Raw genomic sequence first — 16,990 nt, forward strand, 5'->3', positions numbered from 1 at the left:
ACCTTGCTATGGGGAAACTTCCCCAGTAACTTCCTCCTCATTCGCCGCATCCCGCGGCGGTTCACATGAGGAGACCCCCATTGTTCGCAGCACTGAAAACCAAGCTCACCTCCGGCGCCAAGCGCATGCAGGGCAAGACCGATATGCTCGAAGCGGTCTGCGCCGCCTCCGCTCTGGTTGCCGCAGCTGACGGCAGCATTGAGGACAGCGAGATCGAGGCGATGGCCAAGGCCGTCTCCGCCAACGAGATCCTGAACACCGCCTTTTCGCCGCGCGAGATCGAAGGCTCGATCACCCGCATGATCGATCGCGCCAATGGTGGCCGTGTCGGCCAGATGGGCCTCTATCGCGAGATCGAGGAGGTCGCCGCAGATCCTGATGCCGAGCTGGTGCTGATGGCCGCACTCGACATCGCCGAAGCCGACGGCGCGATCGACGACAAGGAAACCGCCGTTCTCGAGAAGGTCGCGACCAAGCTCGGGCTCAAGCTGTCGAGCTACGTCTGATGGAGTGGCTGCACCGCCATGTTCTGGCTTGGACTACCAGCGCGGCGGTGGCGCTGACCGCCGCGCAGCTGGTCGCGCCCGGCTTTCTCGACATGATCCTCGACCTGATGGTCGTCGGCCTCGTCTGGCTGGCTGCGCGCCTCGCGCAGACCCCCGCGCGCTGAGCCTCTGGCTGGGCGCCCGCGCCCGGCCCTTCCCCGCCACATCGCGATCTTGAGGAGCACGACATGCCCCCCGAACTGCACGACCGCGTCACCCGGCTTGTCCATGCGCTCGACCGCATGACGCCCGAAGAACGCACCGAGACAATCGCCAATGAAGTGATCGAGACCGGCGGCAGCTGGCAGACACCACCGCAAAGCGGCCGGTCCTGTTTCATCATCTCGTTGCATGGGATCGAGGTCCCCGGCTTCGACGCCGACAGCGCCGCGATGCACTGGCATATCGACGCGCGTAGCGTGATCGGCGGCTGGCCCCAGCCTGACCACGACCCCGGCCTTCGCCGCGCTCAGCTCGAATGGGCGCAGATGGCCCTTTTCATCGGCCCGGAAGATCTGCGCCGCCAAGCGGCCGTGATCGCGATGCTTTGGTCTGCCAGCCAGATGGTACGCGATGCCGCGCGTCAGCACTGCCATCAGCGGGAGGCGGCAGCATGACCGCGCTCCCCGACATCCCCTTTGCATACTCCGCCCGTCCGGCCAACGAACCGCGCCCACCTGCTTCGGTCGAGGATCGCCGCTCTTTGGCCGAGATCGAGACCCTCGCCGGAGCGCTGGAAAATCTCGACGACGTACGGCAGCGCAGCTGCGTGCTGATCGACGCTGGCGCTCGCCTGGTCGCTCAGCCCGACTCCGACCACGCCGAGGCCATCCAGCCCGAAGACGACAGCCTCGAGTACCGGATCATGTCCGGCCTCGCGGCGCTCATCGGTGGCGTGGCTATCGTCATGGTAGGGATCTTCGCGATCTCCCTTATCGCAGACCTGCCTAAGCTGCTGACACGGGGGATTGCGCCGTGATCGTCTCACGCAGCCGCCTTGACCTGAGGCTCCTCAAGGCTTCGGAAAGCTGCCCAGTGGCGGAACCGGCGCTGGTACCAGCGAAGCACGACGCGATCGAAGTCGCTGCCGTAAGTGTTCTGGCCGGCCCGGTTATGGGCGACCGCATTGACCGCGCACATCGCCGGCGGCTCGTCCGCGTAGATCATCGTCGCCTCGGCCGTAACTTCCTTGAGATCGCGGCCGCGCTCGAGATCAGCCATCAGCCAGAAGAAACGGCGCTTGAGCACGGCATGGGTCTGCATGCGACCGCTCATGTCCCAGACCAAGCTAGCACCGGACAGCGTGGCAATTGCCAGCCCGGCCAATTGTCCAACGATCTCATGACTGGCCCCGAAGGCCGCTACCGCGCCACTGCCCAAGAGCAGCACAATGAACGTCGTCACGCGGCTGATGCGCCCGTACCAGTCCTCGCGATCCTCATGGTAGAGCGCGCTTCGCAGCAGCTCGAACCGCTGAAGGTCTACTTTGGCCGCGGGGGCTTGATCCCCGGAGGCATTCCTTTGGTCCCCGGTGGTAGCGCCGGCGGGCGGGGTGGTTTCGGTGGTTTCGCGCATCTGCTCTCTCTCATTCTGAACATGCCTCCTGCAGTCCTGCAAAGCGTAGGGGGTGTGGCAGGTCGCGCGTTTGCGGCGTGCGGCCTGCACCTGACGTTAGCTGCGGCTCCTATGGCCCTCAACTGCAACCTTGCCGCGAGGACGCATGATGGCTGAGCCCTGCCCCTGCACACCCTGCCTTTGCTTCAACGAGGTGGACCGCCTCGAAAACGGTATCGAGCTGGCGCTCGAGACGCTGCAGTCGGGCCGCACGGATGAAGCCAAGGCCATGCTGGCCGACCTCGTTGACGGCACTGACCCCGAGGTCGCCGCCATATGGGAAGCGCAGCGTCAGATGCTCATCCTGCAATGGCTGAGCATCTACGGCCCGCGCCAGCCCTTCCTCGAATGGGCGCATACGCGTCGGGGTGCGGCGTAAAGCATCACCGGATCAGACAAGCCCGCCCTCCCCTGACAGCCGGTGAGAAGAAGGAGTTTCAAATGGCGAACGAACTGAAAATCTCGCTTGTTCTCGATTGGCCGTCGAGGCGACGCCCCCTGCCGGGCACCATCCGAACAACGGTCCTGATGGCCGCAATCTCCTACGGCCCGGGCATGCTGATCGACAGCACCCCGCTTCAGGTCGTGGGCTCGATGCTATTCCCGCTCATGATCGCCCCGGTGATCGTGGCCCAGGGCCGCAAGGCTTTGGGCGTGGAAGAGGCGCGGATGAAGCTCATTGACAAGGGCACCCGGGCATGAACCGCAGGCGGATCGCACCCGGCACCAGCGTCTTTCTCGCCATCCCGATCGGGATCGGCCTGTGGCTGCTGATCATCTGTGGCGTCGCAAAGCTGATCGAGGTGCTGTTCTAAATGCCCGCTATCCGCCGCCCCTCACCGATCGAAGCCCGCGCGGCGCGCATCGAGGCCGCGCTGCGGAAGGTCGAGCGCATCGCAGAGGCGCCAGGCGGCGAAGATTACATCCCCGTCATCAACCGGCTGCGCGACGAGCTCGACGCGGCTCAGAGGGCGATTCATTGATTAGAGCGCTAGCCTATTTCTTTCTTACTATTGCGGTGTTAGGTAGCAAACGCACCAAGCCCCGGAAGGGAGCGATGATTAAGGCACTAGTCTTGTGTGTAGTCGCGGGAGGCTTTGTGCAGTTTGGAAACAGGGCCACTGCCCTCGTCAATAACCATCCCGGAGAAAAAGAAGGGCTGATCTATGGGACGACCGAAGACATCGTGTCCCTTGATGGCCCCGGCAATGTGCAAAATCGGCTTCTTTTGCTCATCGGCTACCGCTCTAAAGATTGTCGGATCACGGCGGCCGAACGGAACGATAGGGGCCTCATAGCCTGCTTCCACATCCCCCACATCAACCATCCCCTCAGACTTCTCTCTATACAAGACCTCACCATTCTCCATTGCGGTAGAGGCTGCTTGGATTGCTACGCCCCTAGCCGGAGATTGGCCGGTATTTCGGATGGTGAGTTCAAGGCCGTACCCGCCGTCTGGGGGCAGGAATACTGCCCTAGCGTGAGTTGCGCTCAGGTAAGCCCGAGATTGCGCCTCGCCAATCTCTCTGGTGACGTTAACGGCAGCTTGCGCCGCTCGGTTAGCTTGGCGAGTGAGCCAGAGGGTATAAAGCAGGAGCGCAGTACCGATCCACACGGCAACTGTGGAATAGAACGCGTAATCCCGCATATCCAAGGTGGCGCGCTCGATAGACTGTGTGGCGGCGTTCATGCCCTGTTGGGCAGCAAGATCCGCTATCTCTCTCTCGCGGGCTTCTTGTTCGCTGCGTTGGCGGGTCTCGGTGGCGGCCTCATCGTCGATAATGTCAACCGGCAAAGGAATAGGCAGCACCTGGGCTGGGTTCTGCTCTTCGGGGGCGGTGTCGCTGGGATCGTTAGCTTGTTCTTGGGCCTGCCCTAGGCTGGCGACTAATCCAAATACAATCGCGATGATCCAACGGCTGACAGACATTGCAAATTACGTCGCGCTGAGCCTTCCTCGGGAAAGCTTGCTGGCGACTTGACCTCTTTCTCACTGATTCCAATGTCTGCCAGCTTTTCAACAAGTTGGACCGAGAGCAACTGCTTCCGCTTGCACCGCATACTGTTGGACAGCATCACCACGGCAGACCGCAGCATTTGCAGCGACAACTCAGAGGGCAATCCGCTGAAGCGCATCCAGCTTCATCGGCAGGCCGCCACCGTCGCCGTAGCGCTGCCGGTTGAGGCTGTGACCGAGGATGTCACGGCGCACCCGCTCATCCACCCCCGCGATCAGCAGCCGATCCTCGACCGAATGCCGCAGGCCGTAGAGCGTGTGGCGCGGCGTCTCGGATAGGCCGTTCTCCCGCAGGTACTTGTTCACGGTCGCCGACAGGCCCGCCTTGTCGAGATACCGCGGGAAGCCCTCCGGGCAGCCGCGCATGGCCTCGAGCGAGACGCCAACGAGGGGCACGTCACGCTCAGAGACATCGTTCTTCAGCTGACGCCCCACGGGCCGCACCTGGACATGCGGGATGTTGCCCTCGAGCTGGATCCGGTCGCCGCCCAGGTTGGCAATCTCGCTCGGCCGCATGCCCGTGTTGACCATCACCAGAACGATCGCGCGCGCCTCGCTGTTCAACCCACCGAGGCCGGGGATGATCTTGTCGCGGATCCAGTCCACCGAGAAGGGCAGCCGCGTGTTCTGGCGCCCCGCCTTGATCGGCTCCGGGGTCGGAGGCACGAAGCCCAGGCGTTTGCGGGCGGCCACCAAGCGCAGCACCGCGCCGACATAGGTGAAGTCCTTGTTCGCCGAGGCGGGGATTACGTCGCCCTCCTCAACCTTGTCGATCCACCAGTCCCGGAAGTCCTGCATATCGTCGGGCGTCAGCCGCTCGAGCTCGACATCGCCGACGACGCCGATCAGGTTGCGGATCGCCTTGATGTGCGGATTGCGCCAGCGCCGCAGCTGATCGGTCGACTTGCCCAGCGTCTTGTCGCGGGCGAGCGTCCAGTAGGCCTCGAGTGCGCGGCTGATGGTCAGCGCCGGCGGGCGCACCGTACCGAGGAGCGCGGCCGCTTCCATCGCATCAGGCTCGCCCTTCACCTCAGAGATCGCTTCGACCCGATCAAGGATCTCGGAGGTCGGCATCTTGGCCACCTCCTCAATCCGCCGGAAACGGAAGCCGCGCTGCTGTGCCAGGTCGCGGGCGGCTTGGTAGCGCGCCTCGGCATCGCCATCACGGCCGGCGAGCTTCGCCTCCCAGCCCTCGACCAGCTCGCCCCAGACGGCCGATTCCTTTTCGCGCGCCACGCTCTCGCTGTCAGTCGCCAGACTGATGTTGAGGATCTCGCGAGGATCGACCGCGGCATAGCGCTTGGGTCGCCGCCGTCTCATGAACCAGGTAGTGCCGCGCAGATAGATCATGGGTACAGATGCGCGGGTTTTGCGAGGCAGCACAAGGGGCCATGTGCACCAAAAAGTGCACCAATTTGTGCATCAAATCAGGAAATCGAGAAAACGCTATTCGCGAGGCCCGGAGATTTACCGAACCTTTTCAGCGCCTTATGGGGATTTTACTGGATGAAAAGTGGCGGAGCGAGAGGGATTCGAACCCTCGAGACGGTTCCCCGCCTACACACTTTCCAGGCGTGCGCCTTCGACCACTCGGCCACCGCTCCGTTGCGCGCTCAGTAGCCAAGCCGGGCGGGCTTTGCAAGGGCCGTCGCCGCGCTATTTCGCGCGTCGATTGCTACCGGCCCGCTGCTCCCGCATAGTGAGGCGGCAACAGCCTGCGAGACACCCGACTTGATCACCCGACCGCCCCAAGCGCCGCCCCGCCCCGCCCCAGAGAGACGCCGGCTCTCGCCGCGCGATCCGCACAGGGTGCAGGATGTGGCCCTGATCATCATCGCCTTCGCGGTGGTGCTGTTCTTGCTCGTGCAGGCGCGGTTCCTGCTGATCTCGCTGGTCACCGCCATCGTCATCTTCTCGCTGATGAGCGATGCGATCAGCTTCATCGCGCGGGCCCGCATCGGCCCGCTCGCCATTCCCAACTGGCTCGCCTCGATCGCCGCCGTCGTCGCCATCGCCGCGGCGCTGCTGACGCTGACCTCGGTCGTGCTGGCGCAGATCAACACCGTGCTGCTGACCACGCTGAGCTATGCCGACCGCGCGCCGGAGGCGATCGCCCGGCTGTTCTCATGGCTGGGCGAGAACACCGAGGCGGCGGTGCTGAACTCGGTCCAGACGGTGGAGTTCGGCGGCTATATCCGCACGCTGGCCAGCCAGGCGGGCAACCTGATGCAGGGCACGGTGCTGGTCATCCTCTTCGTCGGCTTTCTCTTCGCCGAACGGGTCTGGTTCTCGACCAAGCTGGTGAATTTCGTGGGCGATCCGGTGCAGGCCGACCGGGTCGGCCGGATCATCGGCTCGATCATCCGCCGGGTGAACCGCTACCTCGCGGTCAAGACGCTGGTCTCGCTGATGACCGGCGTCATGGTCTGGGCGCTGGCGGGGCTGTTCGGGCTCGATCTCGCGGTGGCGCTGGGCATCCTCACCTTCATGCTCAACTACATCCCCAATATCGGCTCGATCGTGGCGACCGCGATGGTGGCGCTGGTGGCCTATGTGCAGCTCGGCGATCCGGCGATGACCGGGGCGATCTTCGCCATCACCGGGGTGATCCAGTTCATCAACGGCAATGTGCTCGACCCGATGATGATGGGCCGGGCGCTCCGCCTGTCCTCCTTCGGGATCATCATCTCCCTCGCCTTCTGGGGCGCGGTCTGGGGCATTCCGGGGATGTTCCTGTCGGTGCCGATCACCGTGGCGGCGATGATCGTATGCTCGGAGATCCCGGCGCTGCGCCCGCTGGCGATCCTGCTGTCGCGCGAGGGGCTGCCCGAGCCCGAGACCGAGGCGCGCGAGACCGCCCCCCACGCCCGGGCGGCCGAATAGGCCAGCCGGGGGGAGGATGCGCGCGGCCTAGCTCTCGCTCTCGGCCTGCTCGTGCAGCGCCTCGGGGTTCTTCAGCCACAGATCCTGCTGCGGGAAGGGGATCTCGATCCCCTCGGCCTCGAAGCGCCGCGCGATGTCGTTGTTCATCTCGGACTGCACCGCGACGACGAAGTTGATGTCGCGCAGGATCGCCCGGATCTCGAACTCCAGCCGCGAGGGGCCGAAGGCGCGGAACAGCACCGCCGGCGCCGGGTTGGCGAGCACGAGCGGATGATCCTCCGCGATCTCCTGCAGGATCTCCTGCACCCGCACCAGATCGCTGCCATAGGCCACGCCCACCGGCACGATCACCCGGCCCACGGAATTGCCGCGGGTCCAGTTGGTCACCTGGTTCGAGACGAGATCGGCGTTGGGCACGATGACGTCGGTGCGGTCGAAGGTTTCGATCCGGGTCGAGCGGACCGAGATGTCGCGCACATAGCCCGACTGCCCGCCCACCTCGATCCAGTCGCCCTCGCCTATCGGCCGCTCGATCAGCAGGATGATGCCCGAGACGAAGTTCGACACGATGTTCTGCAGGCCGAAACCGATGCCCACGGAGAGCGCACCAGCGACGATGGCGAGGTTCGACAGGTCGAGCCCGGCGGTGGTGATGGCGAGGATCGCCGCGGTGGTGATGCCGACATAGCCAAAACCCACCGCGACGGCGTTCTGCCCGCCGAGATCGAGCTTGGTGCGCGGCAGCACCACCGAGCGCAGCACCCGCTGCACCAGCCGCGTCAACGCATAGCCGATCACGAAGATCACCAGAAGCCACAGCAGGTCGGTGGGTTGCAGCCGGGTCTCGCCGAAGGAATAGCCCTCGCGGAAGCGGGTCCAGACCTCGGAGAGATCCTCGGGCCGCGCGCCCCAGATCAGCGCCAGCACCGGCAGCGTGGCAAGGATCAGGAACAGCCCGATCAGCACCGGCACCAGCGCGTCGCGCGCCAGATCCTCGGAGCCGGTGGCCACGGTCCACAGGTCGAAGACGAGCCTTTGCAGCAGCACCAGCACGCCGATCAGCATCATCGTCTTGATCGCGGGGACCAAAAGCGCCTCCGACAGCGCGGCATAGCCCAGCGCCGAGAGGACCGGCGCGGCCACGGCCACGGCCATCGCCACCTTGCCCAGAAGCGACAGGAGCCCCTGCCGGAAGCCGGTGGTGTCGCGCCGCGCGGCTTCGGGCTGCGGCGTCACCGGGGCGGTGGCGGGCGCGCCGTCATGCGTCACCCCCGCCAGCGTCCGGCCCAGGATGAACAAAGGCACCGCCACCAGAAGCTGCAGCGGGAACAGGAGCGCCGTCTCGGCGCCGTCGGGCGCGTCGGCGCTGGCGATCACCGCCTGCGACAGCTGCATCAGCGCGATGGCCCAGCCCAGCAGCATCACCTGCCGCCGGGCGCGGACTTGCCGCGCGGGCGCGATCCCGGCGATCGGCTGCGCCGCCTCGGGGCCGAAGAACTGCCCCGCCAGCCAGCGCGCCAGCAGCACCGCGAGCCCGGCCATCGGCAGCGCCATCAGCACCGCCCCGGCCCGCGGCCCGTCCATTCCCGCAAGATCGAAGGCCCGCCCGATCAGCACCAGACCCGCGAAGGGCAGCGCCACCTGCCCCAGCGAGACGCCGAAGGCCATCGCGCGCGAGCCGCGCCTGTCGGCTTCGAGAATGCGGCGGCGCAGGCGGCGGGCCCAGAGACCGGCGCGCATCAAAAGCCCGCCCGCCAGCCCCAGCAGCAGCGCCTCGGCCAGGACCGGCCCGAGCGCGGCGCGCGCGGCGGGCGAGGTCCAGCCTCGCCAGAGCTCGGCGCGCAGCGCCTCGGCGCGCTCATACATCACCACGAGAGCGCCGGGCCACAGGCCGGGATTGAGCGGCGAGACGCCGCGATCGCCCAGCGCCCGCCCGCGCCGTTCGCGGATCAACCGGTCGATCTCGCGGATCAGCCCGTCGGCATGGGCATAGGCCTCGTCGGCCAGCCGCACCGGGGCGCGCAGCTGCATCAGCCGCTCGGTGAGCGCCGCGCGCCGCTCGGCGATCGAGGCATCCTCGCCGCCGCTTTCGGGCGCGGCGCCCAGCGCGGTGAGCTGCGCCTCGACGGTGCCGATGCGGCTGCCATTCGCGCCGCGCGCCTGCTGGAACCTGTCGCGCCAGACCACCAGATCGCCGCGCAGCCGTTGCAGCGCGAAATCCGAGCCCTGCCCGCGCTGCGACAGCGCCTCGCTGCGCGCCGCCGTGCGCTCCCAGCTTTCCCAGTTCACGCCGTCTTCGGCCAGCACCGCCGCAAGCGGGCCGGTGCCGGGCAGCGCCGTGTCGGCCGCGGCATAGGCCGTGGCGGGGGTCAGGGTCGTTTCGGCTTCGCCGGGTTCGTCTTCGCCGGCCGCCTCGTTTCCGGCGGCCTCGCCCTCATCGGGCAGGACCACCTCGGGGCTCAGCGCCTCCTCGACGCTGGCGGCGGGCGCATCGGAGGGGACGGGGTCGGGCGCGGCCTGCTCTTCGGCCGCCTCGGGTTCGGCGGTGCCGAACAGCCCGCCCGTCACGGGCGCGATGCCTTGAGCCATGACGGGCCCCGCCACCAGCGCGCACCAAAGCGACAGCAGCAGCGCGGCCACGAGACGCGGCCCCGCCGGAGCCGCCGAAAGGCGGGCGCTCATGCGTCCTCGAAGACGCCCGGAATGGAGGACGGGCCGCGATCGAGCCAGTCCGGCGCGGGCAGCCCCTTGGACTTCAGGAAGTCGGGGTTGAACAGCTTGGACTGGTAGCGCGTGCCGTAATCGCACAGCACGGTGACGATGGTGTGCCCCGGCCCCAGCTCGCGCGCCAGCCGGATCGCGCCCGCCACGTTGATGCCCGAGGAGCCGCCCAGGCAGAGGCCCTCATGCTTCAGAAGGTCGAACACGATCGGCAGCGCCTCGCTGTCGGGGATCTTGTAGCTGTAATCGGGGGTGAAGCCTTCGAGATTGGCGGTGATCCGCCCCTGCCCGATGCCTTCGGTGATCGAATCGCCCTCGGATTTCAGCTCGCCGGTGGTGTAGAAGCTGTGCAGCGCCGCGCCTTCGGGATCGGCGAGGCCGATCTTCACGCCCTTGGGCTGAAGCCCCATCCCGGTCCCGGCCAGCGTGCCGCCCGTGCCGACCGCGCAGATGAAGCCGTCCACCTTGCCCTTTGTCTGCTCCCAGATCTCGGGGGCGGTGGCGTCGATATGCGCCTGCCGGTTGGCGATGTTGTCGAACTGGTTGGCCCAGAGCACGCCTTCGGGCGTGGTGCGCGCCAGCTCCTCGGCCAGCCGGCCCGAATAGCGCACGTAGTTGTTGGGGTTGCGGTAGGGGGCCGCCGGGACCTGCACCAGCTCGGCGCCGGCAAGCCGCAGCATGTCCTTCTTTTCCTGGCTCTGCGTCTCGGGGATCACGATCACCGTCTTGAAGCCCATCGAGGCGCCGACCAGCGCCAGACCGATGCCGGTATTGCCCGCCGTGCCCTCGACGATGGTGCCGCCGGGCTTGAGCGTGCCCTTCTCAACCGCGTCGCGGATCATCCAAAGCGCCGCGCGGTCCTTGACCGACTGGCCGGGGTTCAGGAATTCGGCCTTGCCCAGGATCTCGCAGCCCGTCGCCTCGGAGGCGGCCTTGAGCCGGATGAGGGGGGTGTTGCCGATGGCGGCGGCGAGGTCGGATTTGATGTCCATGGGGCAGCCTTTCCTGTGTTGTCCGAGCAATAGGCAGCGTGCGTCCGAAACTCAAGCACCCGGCGGATGTGCCGAGGCGCGCAGCTCTACACGATGATGTGCAAGCCAGTAGAGCATCGCCTGCAAGGGCAGCACCTCGATCTCGCCCGTGCCGACCAGCTCCATCGCGCGGTCGAAGGAGACGGCGTGCAGCCGCAGATCCTCGTCCTCCTCGGCCAGCCCGCCGCGCCAGCTGCGCTCCTGCGGCAGGTCGGCGAGGGCGAGGAAGCAGTGGAAGAAATCGGTGTTCGAGCCGGGCGAAGGGTAGCCGCCGAAGATCGGGATCAGGCTGTCGAGCACGAGCCCCGCCTCCTCGCGCGTCTCGCGCAGACCGGCCTCGCGCGGGCTTTCGCCCGGGTCGACGATCCCGGCGACGGGTTCCAGCGTCCAGGGGTTGGCCGCGCCGCGGCGCGCAGGCCCGGTGCGGAACTGCTCGACCAGCAGCACCCGGTCGCGGCGCGGATCATAGGGCAGCACCAGCGTCGCATCGACGCCCACCAGAACCTCGCGCGGCAGCGCCTCGGCCCGGCCGCCATCGAAGCGCAGATGATCCATGCGCATCCCCGCCAGCTTGAAGAACGCCCCCGCCAGCGGCGCATCGGCGCACCATGCGAAATCCTCCGGCCGGGCCGTCCGGCGCAACGTCGCGGGTGCCGCATCGCGGCTTGCGCGCAGCCGGGCCGCGGCGCGCACCTCGATCATCGTCCTTTGCCGCGCGAAGCTGCCCGGCGACAGCGGCGGCGCGTGCTCCGCGATCTCGGCGGCGATGAGCGGCCAGCTTGCGCCATGCCGCGCCCGCCATGCCCCGGCGTTCCAGCCCTGCGCCCCGGCGGGCGTCTCCGCCCCCTCCAAGAGCACGGCCCGCAGCCGGTCCGCGCCGCGCAAAACCTCGACCTCGCGCGCAACCAGCGCCAGCGTCGCGGCATAGCTGTCGAGCCGGTCGCGCGCGGCCCCCTCGGGCATGGAAACGAGCCGCCCCTCGATCATGCCGCCGCCGCGCGGCACGGCGACCGGCGCCTCCCCGCCCCCCATGAGCGCATGGTTCGGCAGCCGGGCGGGCGCGCCGCCCTCCGCGTGGCCCGTCACGGCGGCGAAGACGCCCGGCTCGGCCAGCGGACCGGCGAGAAACAGCGCCGCGCCCCTCACGAGGCCCGCGCCCTCGTGACCTCGAGCAGCAGCCCGATGGCAAGGCCGCCCAGCACCAGCAGCAGCACGATCTGCGGCACCGCCAGCCGCGCCGCGACGGCGAGCCAGTAATCAGCCATCGCCTCCAGCGCGTCCATCGGGTCGCGGTAATGCCCGCGCATTGCCATGCGCAGCATGAAGATCGCCCCCTGCGCCCCGATCGTCAGAAACAGGCCGCAGATCGTCGTGGTCAGCCCGTTGTCGAGCCCGGCGCGCCAGCCGCCGCCCGCCCGCGGCCCGGCGATGAACCAGCCCACGCCCGCGCCGATCGCTGCGTTGATCATCGCCGCCGAGGAGACGGTCGAGAGCCCCTCCATCATCGGCTCCGCCAGCCGGGTGACGAGAAAGCCCAGAAGCGCGAAGAGCAGGCTTCCGACGAGCTTGGCGGCAGTTGGCATGCGTGTGGCTCCTCGGCGCGGGTCTTCAACTCTGGGTAACGCCAGCGTCACCCGAGCGAAAGCCGGTGCCGGCCCGGCGGGCCGGTTTTTCACCGAAGCGTCGGAAAAAGGCATCGCCCGGCCCCCCTCGCCTTCTGCGGCTCAGCCGCGCGCGCGGTAGGCGTCGAGCGCCCGCGCCCGGCCCTCGCCCGCATCGACGATGGGGTCGGGATAGGGCATGTCGGCCGACAGCTTCCAGCGGCGCGGCGCGGCGGCGAGGAAGTCGAGCGCGGTCTCGGGCGGGTTCTCCTGCCCCTCGGCGATCCAGGCCCGTTGATAGGCGCCCTCGGGGTCGAATTTCGCCAGCTGGCTCTCGGGGTTGTAGACCCGGAAATAGGGCGCGGCGTCGGGGCCGGAACCGGCGATCCACTGCCAGCCCAGCGCGTTGTTGGCCGGGTCCCAGTCGATCAGGCAGTCGGCGAACCAGTCATGGCCGATCTTCCAATGCGTCATCAGGTGCTTGGTGAGATAGGAGCCCACGATCATCCGCGACCGGTTGTGCATCCGCCCCGTGGCGTAAAGCTCGCGCATCGCGGCATCGACGAAGCGCATGCCGGTGCGTCCGCGCTGCCATGTGATGACCTCGGCGCTGCTCGCATCCTCGGACCACGGGAACCGGTCCCATTCCGCGCGCCAGTTGCGCGAGATGAGCCGGGGCGTGTGGTGCAGCAGGTGATAGGCGAAGTCGCGCCACACCAGCTCCTTGCGGAAATGCTCCGCCCCCTCGGCCCCCGCCTCGCGCGCCTGCAATGCCGCGCGGTAGCAGCTCCTGATCGAGATCTCGCCATAGGTGAGGTTTTCCGACAGGCCCGACGTGCCCTCGATGTCGGGGCGGTCGCGGGCGAGGCCGTAATCCTCGACCCGCTCGACGATGAAGCGGTCGAGCCTCTCGCGCGCCGCGGCCTCGCCCACCACGCAGTATTTCGCCACCACCGCGCCGCCGCGTCTCATGTCGCGCGCCATGTCCCAGTCTTCGAGCCGCTCGCTTTCGGGCCAGCTTTCGGGCGCGGGCAGCCGCGCGGGCGCGGGCAGAGGCGCACCCGGATCGCGGTCGCGCGTGGCCTTCATGTAGGGGGTATAGACCTTGTAATAGCCCCCCGTCATGGTTTCGACGCTTTCGGGTTCGAACAGCAGGTGGCCTTCGAAATCGCGGGTCTCGATGCCTTCGGCGTCGAGCCCCTCCATCGCCTCGGCATCGCGCGCCCGCGCCTCGGGGTCGTAGGCGCGGCTCCACCAGACGGCGCGCGCGCCGGTTTCGGCGGCCAGGGCGCGCAGGCTGTCCAACGCCCGGCCCCGGCGCAGGATCAGCTTCGAGCCCAGCGCCTCCAGATCGCGCGCGAAGCTCTCGACCGAGAGCCCGAGCCGGAAGCGGGGCGCAGCCCCCTGCCGCTCGACCACCTCGTCATGCAGGAAGACCGGGATCAGCGGCGCGCCGGTTTCCACGGCCTCGCTCAGGAGCGGATGGTCGGCAAGCCGTAGGTCGCGGCGCAGCCAGATCAGGATCGGGGCGGTCATGGGCACTCCTCGCATGGTCCTTCCGCGAGCTAGCGCCCCGCCCCGGCGATCAAGCGCGACGTTGCGCCGCCAGGCCCGGATGCTCGGCCGCGCCGGCGCGGCCCGGCTCGATGGTCAGCTCCTCGCGCGTGCGCGGCAGCGCCTGCGGGATCTCGGCCTGGATCCAGGCCACCAGCTTCTCGCGCATCTCGCAGCGCAGGTCGAAGGCGCGCGGCGCGTTGCGCGCCGAGACCAGCACCCGCAGCTCCATCACCCGCTCGCGAAAATCGGTGACGGCGAGGTTGAACACCCCGCCATCCCACAGCGCGCTCGCCTCGGCGATCTCGCGCGCCTTGTCGCGGATGCGGTCCACGGGGGCGGAATGATCGAGATAGATCAGCACCGTGCCGATCAGCTGCGCATTCTCGCGGGTCCAGTTCTGGAAGGGCTTCTCGATGAAGTAGCTCAAGGGCACGATCATCCGCCGCCAGTCCCAGATGCGGATCACCACATAGGTCGAGGTGATCTCCTCGACATTGCCCCATTCGCCCTCGACGATCAGCGCGTCGTCGATGCGGATGGGCTGGGTCATGGCGAGCTGGATGCCCGCGAAGATGTTCTTGAGGACCGATTGCAGCGCCAGGCCCGCGACGATGCCCGCCGCCCCGGCGGAGGCCAGCAGCGACACGCCGTATTGGCGCACCTCGTCGAAGGTCATCAGCGCCGCGGCGATGGCGACGATGGTGATCAGCACCGAGGCCACGCGCAGGAATATCTTGGTCTGCGTCACATGCTTGCGCGCGAGCAGGTTGTCCTCGGAATCGATGGCGAAGCGGCGCAGATGTATCTTGGCCCAGACATCGAGCACGATCCGCGCGATCCAGCCCAGAAGCAGGATCGTGCCCACCAGGACGAGGTGGCGCAGCCCCTGCTCGTCCGAAGGCGAGAGCGGCGCCACGGCGGCGGCGGGCGCGATGAACAGGAAGATGAGCGCCAGCCGCGCCGGCCCGCGGGTCTTGGATACCAGTTCGCGGCGGAAAAGCTCGCTGCCCTGCGCCAGACGGCGCAGCCCGGCATAGATCGACGCATGCACGAGACAGGCCAGCGCGATGGCGAGGCCGAAATCGATCAGGATCACGGCCCAGGCCGGAAGCCAGCCCAGACCGATGTCGGAGAAGTTCTGAAACAGCATCATGTGCGGGGATGATAGGCGCGTGTCCCGCGCCGGAAAGCCCCTCCGTCCCCGCTTTCGCCGCGTTGCGGCGCAAAGGTGCCATGCGCGGCGCGCCCCGATCGGGGGCGCGCCGCATCCTGCCTTACGGCAGCGGGTTCTTGCGCTCGTTCTTCAGCGCGATGAAGATCGCCACGCACATCAGCAGCAGCAGGAAGGCGAAGGGGAAGCCGGTGGCCACCGCCATCGCCTGCAGCGCCGCGAGGCCGCCGCCCAGGAGAAGCGCGATCGCCACGAGACCCTCGAACACGCACCAGAAGATGCGCTGCGGCAGCGGACCGTCGACCTTGCCGCCCGAGGTGATGGTGTCGATGACGAGGCTGCCCGAGTCCGACGAGGTCACGAAGAACACGACCACCAGCACCACGCCGATCAGCGAGGTGATGCTCGCGAAGGGCAGCTGGCTCAGCATCTCGTAGAGCTGCACCGGCAGCGCCGCCTCGGCCGCGCCCTGAAAGCCGTCCTGCACCACCTGCGTGATCGCCGTGCCGCCGAAGACGCTCATCCACAGCACGCAGACCATCGAGGGCACGAGGAGCACCGCGATCATGAATTCGCGCACCGTGCGGCCGCGGCTGACGCGGGCGATGAACATGCCGACGAAGGGCGACCAGCTGATCCACCAGGCCCAGTAGAAGGCGGTCCAGCCTTGGGAGAAGTTGGCGTCTTCGCGCCCGAAGGGCTGGCTCAGCGCCGGGAAGTTGGTGACATAGGCCCAGAGCGAGGCGAAGAAGGTGCTGATGATGGTGCCGGTCGGGCCGACGAAGAGCACGAAGAGCAGCAGCAGGAAGGCCAGCACCATGTTGATCTCGGAGGCGCGCTTCACGCCGCTGTCGAGACCCGCCACCACCGAGACCAGCGCGACCGCGGTGATGCCGAGGATCAGCAGGATCTTGAGCCCGGCGCCGGTGCGCCCGATCTCTTCGCCATCCGCGCCGATCACCGGGTTGTCATAGCTCAGCCCGAAGAGATAGCGGTTGCCCTCGATGGTGTCGCCCACGCCGAACAGGAAGTTCATCCCCGCCAGCGCCTGCTCTGCGCCGAAGCCGAGCGAGGTGGCGAGGCCGAACAGCGTCGCAAAGACCGCGACCACGTCGATGATATGGCCGGTCCAGCCCCAGACCCGTTCGCCGAAGAGCGGGTAGAAGGCCGAGCGGATGGTCAGCGGCAGGCCCTGGTTGTAGGAAAACAGCCCCAGCGCCAGCGCCACGACCGCATACATCGCCCAAGGGTGCAGGCCCCAATGGTAGATGGTCGCGGCCATGCCCAGCTCGCGCGCGGCCTGCGGATCGCCCGCCGCGCCGCCGAGCGGCGCCCAGCTTTCGGGCGAACCCGCTCCCTCGGCCACCGAGGTCGAGAAATGCGACAGCGGCTCGGAGACGCCGTAGAACATCAGCCCGATGCCCATGCCGGCGGCGAACAGCATCGCGAACCAGCCCGCATAGCCGTAATCGGGCCGCGCGCTCGCGCCGCCGAGCCGGACCGAGCCCAAGGGCGTCACGATCAGCAGAAGCCCGAACAGCACGAAGATGTTGCCGCCCAGGATGAAGAACCACGAGAAATTGCCCGTCAGCCAGTCGCGCAGGCTGCTGAAGGCGGAGGTCGCGGCCTCGGGCACCATCAGCGTGCCCAGCACGAAGGCGACGATCCCGAGCCCCGCGATCAGGAAGACCGGGTTGTGGATGTCGAGCCCGAAGGGGCCGATCTTCGTCTGGATGTTGTCCTGGCCGACCTCGTAATCGGTCTCGTCTATGAGACGTGTCGTCTCTGTCGCGTCTGGATCGGTATCCGGCGTCGTCATCGTCACCCCCAATGCAAGTTGTCACACGAAA

Annotated in this window: 18 protein-coding genes and 1 tRNA gene; 8 read left to right on the plus strand and 11 right to left on the minus strand. The window is 67.7% G+C overall.

Annotated features, from left to right (window positions below; all coding sequences use genetic code 11):
- Positions 1 to 80: 80 nt before the first annotated feature.
- From CJ301_RS08545 to CJ301_RS08555, 4 genes are all read left to right on the plus strand, one after another.
- Positions 81 to 506: a tellurite resistance TerB family protein gene (locus tag CJ301_RS08545; RefSeq protein WP_216823268.1), complete on the plus strand. Its 426-nt coding sequence runs from the start codon at positions 81 to 83 to the stop codon at positions 504 to 506.
- A complete protein-coding gene (locus CJ301_RS18705; protein ID WP_162620470.1) occupies positions 506 to 670 on the plus strand; it encodes a hypothetical protein in 165 nt (54 codons plus the stop codon). The genes CJ301_RS08545 and CJ301_RS18705 overlap by 1 nt, the downstream gene beginning before the upstream one ends.
- 63 nt (positions 671 to 733) lie before the next feature.
- Complete coding sequence (locus CJ301_RS08550) at positions 734 to 1,162, plus strand: hypothetical protein (RefSeq protein ID WP_099276327.1); 429 nt, start codon at positions 734 to 736, stop codon at positions 1,160 to 1,162.
- Entirely contained in the window at positions 1,159 to 1,524 is a 366-nt protein-coding gene (locus tag CJ301_RS08555) for a hypothetical protein (RefSeq protein ID WP_099276329.1), read from the plus strand. Before CJ301_RS08550 ends, CJ301_RS08555 begins: the two co-directional genes overlap by 4 nt.
- Before the next feature lie 5 nt (positions 1,525 to 1,529).
- Here the strand turns inward: CJ301_RS08555 and CJ301_RS08560 are convergent, their stop codons facing one another.
- Positions 1,530 to 2,120, minus strand: coding sequence for a hypothetical protein (locus CJ301_RS08560; protein ID WP_099276331.1), 591 nt, complete (start codon positions 2,118 to 2,120; stop codon positions 1,530 to 1,532).
- A gap of 148 nt (positions 2,121 to 2,268) precedes the next feature.
- Here CJ301_RS08560 and CJ301_RS08565 point away from each other — a divergent pair, with 148 nt between their 5' ends.
- The 3 genes from CJ301_RS08565 to CJ301_RS18710 all read left to right on the plus strand — a co-directional run bounded on the left by CJ301_RS08565 (position 2,269) and on the right by CJ301_RS18710 (position 3,142).
- Positions 2,269 to 2,538: a hypothetical protein gene (locus CJ301_RS08565; RefSeq protein ID WP_162620471.1), complete on the plus strand. Its 270-nt coding sequence runs from the start codon at positions 2,269 to 2,271 to the stop codon at positions 2,536 to 2,538.
- 62 nt (positions 2,539 to 2,600) lie between these two features.
- Positions 2,601 to 2,861, plus strand: a complete 261-nt coding sequence (locus CJ301_RS08570) for a hypothetical protein (protein WP_099276335.1) — start codon at positions 2,601 to 2,603, stop codon at positions 2,859 to 2,861.
- Positions 2,862 to 2,974: 113 nt separating this feature from the next.
- Positions 2,975 to 3,142, plus strand: a complete 168-nt coding sequence (locus tag CJ301_RS18710; protein ID WP_162620472.1) for a hypothetical protein — start codon at positions 2,975 to 2,977, stop codon at positions 3,140 to 3,142.
- Between the two features lie 86 nt (positions 3,143 to 3,228).
- Here the strand turns inward: CJ301_RS18710 and CJ301_RS08575 are convergent, their stop codons facing one another.
- From CJ301_RS08575 to CJ301_RS08590, 3 genes are all read right to left on the minus strand, one after another.
- A complete protein-coding gene (locus CJ301_RS08575) occupies positions 3,229 to 4,089 on the minus strand; it encodes a hypothetical protein (RefSeq protein ID WP_162620473.1) in 861 nt (286 codons plus the stop codon).
- Between the two features lie 180 nt (positions 4,090 to 4,269).
- Complete coding sequence (locus tag CJ301_RS08585) at positions 4,270 to 5,526, minus strand: site-specific integrase (protein WP_099276339.1); 1,257 nt, start codon at positions 5,524 to 5,526, stop codon at positions 4,270 to 4,272.
- 164 nt (positions 5,527 to 5,690) lie between these two features.
- Positions 5,691 to 5,780, minus strand: a tRNA-Ser gene (locus CJ301_RS08590).
- A 214-nt stretch (positions 5,781 to 5,994) separates the two neighbouring features.
- On the opposite strand from CJ301_RS08590, the gene CJ301_RS08595 reads away from it, so the two are divergent.
- Complete coding sequence (locus CJ301_RS08595) at positions 5,995 to 7,059, plus strand: AI-2E family transporter (protein ID WP_099276341.1); 1,065 nt, start codon at positions 5,995 to 5,997, stop codon at positions 7,057 to 7,059.
- A 27-nt stretch (positions 7,060 to 7,086) separates the two neighbouring features.
- Here CJ301_RS08595 and CJ301_RS08600 read toward each other — a convergent pair whose 3' ends face one another.
- The 7 genes from CJ301_RS08600 to CJ301_RS08630 form a co-directional block, all read right to left on the minus strand.
- On the minus strand, positions 7,087 to 9,741 hold the full coding sequence (locus CJ301_RS08600; protein ID WP_099276343.1) for a DUF3772 domain-containing protein: 2,655 nt from the start codon (positions 9,739 to 9,741) through the stop codon (positions 7,087 to 7,089).
- The gene (locus CJ301_RS08605) at positions 9,738 to 10,772 is read right to left on the minus strand and encodes a cysteine synthase A (RefSeq protein WP_099276345.1); all 1,035 of its coding nucleotides are present in this window, start codon (positions 10,770 to 10,772) and stop codon (positions 9,738 to 9,740) included. The genes CJ301_RS08600 and CJ301_RS08605 overlap by 4 nt, the downstream gene beginning before the upstream one ends.
- Positions 10,773 to 10,823: 51 nt before the next feature.
- Complete coding sequence (locus CJ301_RS08610) at positions 10,824 to 11,957, minus strand: NUDIX domain-containing protein (RefSeq protein WP_099276347.1); 1,134 nt, start codon at positions 11,955 to 11,957, stop codon at positions 10,824 to 10,826.
- A complete protein-coding gene (locus CJ301_RS08615) occupies positions 11,954 to 12,394 on the minus strand; it encodes a TrgA family protein (protein WP_099276349.1) in 441 nt (146 codons plus the stop codon). Before CJ301_RS08615 ends, CJ301_RS08610 begins: the two co-directional genes overlap by 4 nt.
- 141 nt (positions 12,395 to 12,535) lie before the next feature.
- Entirely contained in the window at positions 12,536 to 13,948 is a 1,413-nt protein-coding gene (locus CJ301_RS08620; protein ID WP_099276352.1) for a cryptochrome/photolyase family protein, read from the minus strand.
- A gap of 49 nt (positions 13,949 to 13,997) precedes the next feature.
- On the minus strand, positions 13,998 to 15,122 hold the full coding sequence (locus tag CJ301_RS08625) for a mechanosensitive ion channel family protein (RefSeq protein WP_099276354.1): 1,125 nt from the start codon (positions 15,120 to 15,122) through the stop codon (positions 13,998 to 14,000).
- A 121-nt stretch (positions 15,123 to 15,243) separates the two neighbouring features.
- Positions 15,244 to 16,959 (minus strand): BCCT family transporter, encoded by a 1,716-nt coding sequence (locus CJ301_RS08630; RefSeq protein ID WP_099276356.1) that lies wholly within the window; start codon positions 16,957 to 16,959, stop codon positions 15,244 to 15,246.
- Between the last annotated feature and the right edge of the window lie 31 nt (positions 16,960 to 16,990).

The organism is Limimaricola cinnabarinus (assembly GCF_002723615.1).
Taxonomy (GTDB): Bacteria; Pseudomonadota; Alphaproteobacteria; order Rhodobacterales; family Rhodobacteraceae; genus Limimaricola; species Limimaricola cinnabarinus_B.

Coding starts and splice junctions, on each gene's coding strand:
- CJ301_RS18705 (WP_162620470.1), top strand. CDS start 506: ATGGAGTGGCTGCACCGCCATGTTCTGGCTTGGACTACCAGCGCGGCG.
- CJ301_RS08550 (WP_099276327.1), top strand. CDS start 734: ATGCCCCCCGAACTGCACGACCGCGTCACCCGGCTTGTCCATGCGCTC.
- CJ301_RS08555 (WP_099276329.1), top strand. CDS start 1,159: ATGACCGCGCTCCCCGACATCCCCTTTGCATACTCCGCCCGTCCGGCC.
- CJ301_RS08560 (WP_099276331.1), bottom strand. CDS start 2,120: ATGCGCGAAACCACCGAAACCACCCCGCCCGCCGGCGCTACCACCGGG.
- CJ301_RS08565 (WP_162620471.1), top strand. CDS start 2,269: ATGGCTGAGCCCTGCCCCTGCACACCCTGCCTTTGCTTCAACGAGGTG.
- CJ301_RS08570 (WP_099276335.1), top strand. CDS start 2,601: ATGGCGAACGAACTGAAAATCTCGCTTGTTCTCGATTGGCCGTCGAGG.
- CJ301_RS18710 (WP_162620472.1), top strand. CDS start 2,975: ATGCCCGCTATCCGCCGCCCCTCACCGATCGAAGCCCGCGCGGCGCGC.
- CJ301_RS08575 (WP_162620473.1), bottom strand. CDS start 4,089: ATGTCTGTCAGCCGTTGGATCATCGCGATTGTATTTGGATTAGTCGCC.
- CJ301_RS08585 (WP_099276339.1), bottom strand. CDS start 5,526: ATGATCTATCTGCGCGGCACTACCTGGTTCATGAGACGGCGGCGACCC.
- CJ301_RS08600 (WP_099276343.1), bottom strand. CDS start 9,741: ATGAGCGCCCGCCTTTCGGCGGCTCCGGCGGGGCCGCGTCTCGTGGCC.
- CJ301_RS08605 (WP_099276345.1), bottom strand. CDS start 10,772: ATGGACATCAAATCCGACCTCGCCGCCGCCATCGGCAACACCCCCCTC.
- CJ301_RS08615 (WP_099276349.1), bottom strand. CDS start 12,394: ATGCCAACTGCCGCCAAGCTCGTCGGAAGCCTGCTCTTCGCGCTTCTG.
- CJ301_RS08620 (WP_099276352.1), bottom strand. CDS start 13,948: ATGACCGCCCCGATCCTGATCTGGCTGCGCCGCGACCTACGGCTTGCC.
- CJ301_RS08625 (WP_099276354.1), bottom strand. CDS start 15,122: ATGATGCTGTTTCAGAACTTCTCCGACATCGGTCTGGGCTGGCTTCCG.
- CJ301_RS08630 (WP_099276356.1), bottom strand. CDS start 16,959: ATGACGACGCCGGATACCGATCCAGACGCGACAGAGACGACACGTCTC.